Origin of the sequence: Methylorubrum podarium, from assembly GCF_022179745.1 — a bacterium.
GTDB classification, from domain to species: Bacteria; Pseudomonadota; Alphaproteobacteria; order Rhizobiales; family Beijerinckiaceae; genus Methylobacterium; species Methylobacterium podarium.
This window is the reverse complement of sequence record NZ_BPRD01000133.1, coordinates 1-4,910: the sequence shown is the minus strand read 5'-3', so window position 1 is coordinate 4,910 and position 4,910 is coordinate 1. Positions and strand designations below refer to the sequence as shown.

Below are 4,910 nucleotides of genomic sequence, written 5' to 3'. Positions count from 1 at the left end.
GTGCAGGAGGTCGCCCGCGGCATCGGGCTCGACAACCGCATCGGCGCCAAGTTCCTGCATGCCGGGCCGGGCTACGGCGGCTCGTGCTTCCCGAAGGACACGCTGGCGCTGGTGAAGACGGCGCAGGATTACGGCACGCCGGTGCGGATCGTCGAGACGGTGGTGGCGGTCAACGACCAACGCAAGCGCGCGATGGCGCGCAAGGTGATCGCGGCCTGCGGCGGGTCGGTGCGGGGCAAGCGGGTGGCTTTGCTCGGCCTGACGTTCAAGCCGAACACCGACGACATGCGCGACGCGCCCTCGCTGTCGATCATCGCCGGGCTTCAGGATGCCGGCGCCGCGATCGTGGCCTACGACCCGGAGGGGATGGAGCAGGCGCGTCCGCTGCTGCAGGGTGTGGCCTACGCCGAGGACGCCTATGCCTGCGCGGAGGGGGCGGACGCTTTGGTGATCGTGACGGAGTGGAACGCGTTCCGCGCGCTGGATCTGGCGCGGCTGAAGGCGCTGATGGCCGTCCCCGTCCTCGTCGACCTGCGCAACGTCTACGCGCCGGACGAGGCCGGCCGCCAGGGTCTGCGCTATGTCGGGGTCGGCGCGCTGGCGCGCTGCGACTGATCGGACGGCCGCCGTCTCCGAAGCCGGGCCCGTCTCAGCGCGCCGTGCGGCGGGCGAGCAGGAGATGCAATCCCTGCGCGACCAGACCGCCGATCATCGCCGCGCCGCCTTTCACCATGAAATCGACCACCCGGCCGTGCCGACTCGCGGTCAGACCCTGGGCCGCCTCGAGGGCCCCGGCGAGGGCCACCGCCGCGAGGAGCGCCAGCCCCCAGCGCCGCGGATAGGAGAGCGCGAGCAGGAAGCCGAACAGGGCGTAGGCGCCGGCCCGCTCCAGGTTCGGCGACGCCAGGACCGGACGCGCCTCAAGGGGCGAGAGCGTCACGGCGACGAGGCCGATGGCCACGATCCACGCCAACAGGCGAACAAGCGTCAGCATAACGTCTCGTGCGCGCAAGCCGGTGCCGAGGTCAAGCGGCGAACACGCCGCGGGCACCGTCCGCTCCGCTCGCTCCACCGTCGACGCGATCAGCGTGAACAGGAGCCCGAGCGCGAGGTTGCAGGCGAGCAGGATCAGGAACAGGGTCATGACCGCCTCACGCCACGCAGGTCAGGACGATGTAGGGCCAGCGGGGCGGGCATGACGTCCGCGCCATCCCTTGCGAGCGCGTCAGGCTTCGGCCGGCCTCATGCCCGGGGGCCGATCGGACCTCCCCGGAACGACGGTCCGGTCCCCGGTTCGCTGCCAGGGAGGGGGTGGCGCCGGAGACGATCAGGATGATCGAAACGGCCCGGGCGGCGACAGCGGATTTCGGCATCTTTCCCCTCGCGACGTCTCACATTTCGCAAGAAGCGGGTTAGCCTCGACTGTTTGCGGCCATGTTGCGTCAACTGTTGCGTTGCGCCCGCCGCGGGACCGTTGCGATGCCGAGACGACCCGAGCCGCGACCAGGCGGCAAAACCTCTTTAAGGATGTCCACGACTACTTAAGTGCAAATGATGCCGGATATCCCTAATTTGGAGGATGCAATTCTCCCGAAATCGTTGCCTGCTTGAGTCGTCAGGGCACGGGCTGCCGTGAGATCGGGGCGCGCCGAGGGGTGCGCTGGCTGCGGTGTAGAAGCCCTGAGGGGGACGGGTCATGGTGAGAAGTGGAGCAGTTCATCCGCGCTGGGTTCTGCGCAGGGATGAGCGACGCGCCGGTCGCTACGACGGCGACAAGGTGGTGCGGTGGATCGCACGCCCGACGCTGATGAAGGGGCGCGCGAAGGAATCCGCGAACTCCAACGGAGACGACGGCGCCAAGGGTTACGCCGCTCCCTCCCGCCTGAACGGCTTCACGGGTCTGCGGATCGTCTCCGACACCTGATCCGGGACGAGGATCACAGGGATCGCTGCGGTCTCCGCCCGATCCCTTTCCGCGGCACCAGGGTCCCGCGATACGCCGGGGGGATCAGCCCGGTATGGGGCTTCCAACTCGGCGGTGCGGACAGATCCCCGGCGGTGTCAGTGTCTTCGCGCCGGATCCGTCAGGATTCAGGCTGGAGACGGCGGCGGAATCCCTTGGCAAGGCTTTCGGCGCGGTCCATGCTTCCCTTCGAAAGCCGCCGGATAACGCGGCGGCATCGGAGGATCGTCCTATGCTCGCCGCCAACCGTCTGGTCAAATCGGCCTGGATCGCCGTCGATATCACGAAGGAGCGCGCCGAACGGGTGCTCGTGGTCGAGGCCTATATCGCGGTCAGCCCGCTGGAGAAGGACTTCGACGCCCATCGCTACGAGAAGGTCGTGGAGGATGTGCGCCGTGTCCTCGCCGAACATCCCGAGATCGACCGAGCCTCGATCCTGAGCATGCACCGGGATGCCGGCTGCACGGCCCTGTTCCGCAGCCAGCCGGCGCACAGCGCGGCCTGAAACCTCGCAGATCGGCCGGACCGGTCAATCGAGCGGTGCCAGGGACGGGTCCGCGGGTCTGAGCTCATCCCGCCCGGGATTGCGCAGGCCCGGCGTGACGGCGACACCGGGCGGTCCGAGGCCGCCGTCCGGTCTGCAGCCCGAACAGATCGAGCGGGCGGCGCGGCTGCTGCGCTCGGCGATCCGCCGGTCGAACTCGGCCTGACGCGCCATCGATTCCTCGGCCCTGCGCTGCAACAGGATCGAGGCTTCCGTCGGCGGGGCCGCCCCCGCGGGTGCGGCCCGCTCCGCCGGACCGGCGAGGGCCGGCGTGACGAGAGCGAGCAGGGCGAAGGGCGCAGCGCGCATCGGTCGTCGCTCCATTCTCCGGCCGGCGGGCGCCGCCAGCCGGTCCCATGGTAGGGAATCCGGGCAACGGCGGGAAGACGGCGGCCATCGCAGGCGGCGAGGCCGGGGCGGTGGCCGACCCCGCGCGACCTGCGTCCGAATCTAGCGGCGGACCTCCTCGGCGCCGACGCCGTTGTCGAGGAACAGGTGGTAGGCCGCGTTGTCGGTCTCGTCGACGTAGGGGTAGGCGAGGGCTTCGAGGGCGGCGTCGAAGCGGGCCCGCTCCGCCGGCGGCACCTCGATTCCGGCGAGCACGCGGCCATAGTCGGCGCCGTGGTTGCGGTAGTGGAACAGGCTGATGTTGAAGCCGTCGCCCAGGGCCTCCAGAAACTTCATCAGCGCGCCCGGTCGCTCCGGGAACTGGAATCGGTAGAGCCGCTCGTCGGCGAGCCCCGCGGCGCGCCCGCCCACCATGTAGCGGACATGGACCTTGGCCATCTCGTTGTCGCTCATGTCGGCGACGCCGTAGCCGGCCCGCTCCAGGGCCGCGATCAGGTCGCGCTTCTCCGGCTTCCCGCCGGGCAGGTTGATGCCGACGAAGATGCGCGCGTCGCTCCCCGCGGCGTAGCGGTAGTTGAACTCGGTGATCGCGCGGGGACCGAGCGCGGCGATGAAGGCGCGGTAGGCGCCCGGCCGCTCGGGAATGGTGACGCCGAGCAGGACCTCGCGCTCCTCGCCGATCTCCGCCCGCTCGGCGATGTGGCGCAGCCGGTCGAAGTTGAGGTTGGCGCCCGACGAGATCGCCACCAGCGGCCCGGCACCGGGATTCCGCGCCGCCCAGGCCTTGGCCCCGGCCAGACTCAGCGCGCCCGACGGCTCGGAGATCGCGCGGGTGTCGTCGAAGATGTCCTTGACCGCCGCGCACATCGCGTCGGTGTCGACGGTGATCACCGCGTCGAGATGCTCGCGGCAGAGGCGGAAGGTCTCCTCGCCCGCCTGGCGCACCGCGACGCCGTCGGCGAACAGGCCGACGCTCGGCAGCATCACCCGGTCGTCGGCCCGGATCGCCTCCGCCATGGTGGCGGCGTCGTCCGGCTCCACGCCGATCACCTTGGTCTCGGGCCGCAGGTACTTCACGAAGGTGGCGATGCCGGCCGCCAACCCGCCGCCGCCGATGGGCACGAAGATCGCCTCGATCGGCCCGGTATGCTGGTGCAGGATCTCCATGCCGATCGTGCCCTGGCCGGCGATGACCTCGGGATCGTCGAACGGGTGCAGGAAGGTCAGGCCCCACTGCGCCTCCAGGCGCCGCGCCTCGGTGAGGGCCTCGTCGAAGGCGTCGCCGTGCAGCACCACCTCGGCGCCCCGCGCCCGGCAGGCATCGACCTTGATGGCGGGCGTGGTGCGCGGCATCACGATCACCGCCCGCACCCCGAGCTTGGCCGCGCCGAGCGCCACGCCCTGCGCGTGGTTGCCGGCCGAGGCGCAGATGACGCCGCGATCGAGCTGCTCCCGCGGCAGCGACGCCATCTTGTTGTAGGCGCCCCGGAGCTTGAACGAGAAGACCGGCTGCAGATCCTCGCGCTTGAGCAGGACGGGGCGGCCGAGCCTCTTCGTCAGGCGGGGCATCGGGTCGAGGGGGCTCTCGATCGCCACGTCGTAGACGCGGGCGGAGAGGATCTTCTTGATGTAGTCGGTCACGGGCAGGCTTTCGGCCGCGTCATCGGGCAGGGCTCGCCCGGGACTTAGACCTTCCGCGGCCGGGATGCGAGGGGAGGGCTGGGACGCACCCTCCCGGCCGGAGCCGGGTCAGCGCCGGATCAGAGCCGGATCCCGGCATGGACCTGCCCCGGATCGAACGGAAAGGCGAAGGCGGCGCCGATGCCGTCGCGAAAGATTCGCACGACCTGCGCGGCCGTGCTGCCGATCGTGATGCTCGTTCCGGGCGGAAGCGTGTGATCGAGGGCCAGCGCCGCGCCGGAGGCCGAGACGTTGATCAGCCGGCCCGGAAGGACGCGCCCATCCTCGAGGGTAACGAGCACGTCCTTGCGCTCCGGGCTGATCCGCGGATGCGCGCGCGCCGGTTGATCGGAGCGTCCCTGCTCGCGCGACAGC

7 protein-coding genes are annotated in these 4,910 nt (G+C 70.6%); 3 read left to right on the top strand and 4 right to left on the bottom strand.

The genetic code is table 11. From position 1 onward, the window contains the following. Positions 1–615 (top strand): UDP binding domain-containing protein (locus MFF42_RS07240; RefSeq protein ID WP_283206862.1); only part of this gene is annotated, 615 nt, incomplete at its 5' end. A 34-nt stretch (positions 616–649) separates the two neighbouring features. Here the strand turns inward: MFF42_RS07240 and MFF42_RS07235 are convergent. Then, on the bottom strand, positions 650–994 hold the full coding sequence (locus MFF42_RS07235; protein ID WP_238255145.1) for a hypothetical protein: 345 nt from the start codon (positions 992–994) through the stop codon (positions 650–652). 786 nt (positions 995–1,780) lie between these two features. Here MFF42_RS07235 and MFF42_RS07230 point away from each other — a divergent pair. Together MFF42_RS07230 and MFF42_RS07225 are read left to right on the top strand one after the other, a co-directional pair. After that, positions 1,781–1,924: a hypothetical protein gene (locus MFF42_RS07230; RefSeq protein ID WP_238255144.1), complete on the top strand. Its 144-nt coding sequence runs from the start codon at positions 1,781–1,783 to the stop codon at positions 1,922–1,924. Positions 1,925–2,195: 271 nt separating this feature from the next. Then, a complete protein-coding gene (locus tag MFF42_RS07225; RefSeq protein WP_238255143.1) occupies positions 2,196–2,468 on the top strand; it encodes a hypothetical protein in 273 nt (90 codons plus the stop codon). Between the two features lie 24 nt (positions 2,469–2,492). Here the strand turns inward: MFF42_RS07225 and MFF42_RS07220 are convergent, their stop codons facing one another. From MFF42_RS07220 to MFF42_RS07210, 3 genes are all read right to left on the bottom strand, one after another. Further along, entirely contained in the window at positions 2,493–2,816 is a 324-nt protein-coding gene (locus MFF42_RS07220; protein WP_238255142.1) for a hypothetical protein, read from the bottom strand. Between the two features lie 141 nt (positions 2,817–2,957). Then, the gene (gene ilvA / locus MFF42_RS07215) at positions 2,958–4,496 is read right to left on the bottom strand and encodes a threonine ammonia-lyase, biosynthetic (protein WP_238255141.1); all 1,539 of its coding nucleotides are present in this window, start codon (positions 4,494–4,496) and stop codon (positions 2,958–2,960) included. Positions 4,497–4,615: 119 nt separating this feature from the next. After that, a partial coding sequence (locus tag MFF42_RS07210) for a PilZ domain-containing protein (RefSeq protein WP_238255140.1) occupies positions 4,616–4,910 on the bottom strand: 295 nt, incomplete at its 5' end.

Bases quoted from the DNA above. Each gene is read 5' to 3' on its own strand.
- MFF42_RS07225 (WP_238255143.1), top strand. From the start codon at position 2,196: ATGCTCGCCGCCAACCGTCTGGTCAAATCGGCCTGGATCGCCGTCGAT.
- MFF42_RS07220 (WP_238255142.1), bottom strand. From the start codon at position 2,816: ATGCGCGCTGCGCCCTTCGCCCTGCTCGCTCTCGTCACGCCGGCCCTC.
- MFF42_RS07235 (WP_238255145.1), bottom strand. From the start codon at position 994: ATGCTGACGCTTGTTCGCCTGTTGGCGTGGATCGTGGCCATCGGCCTC.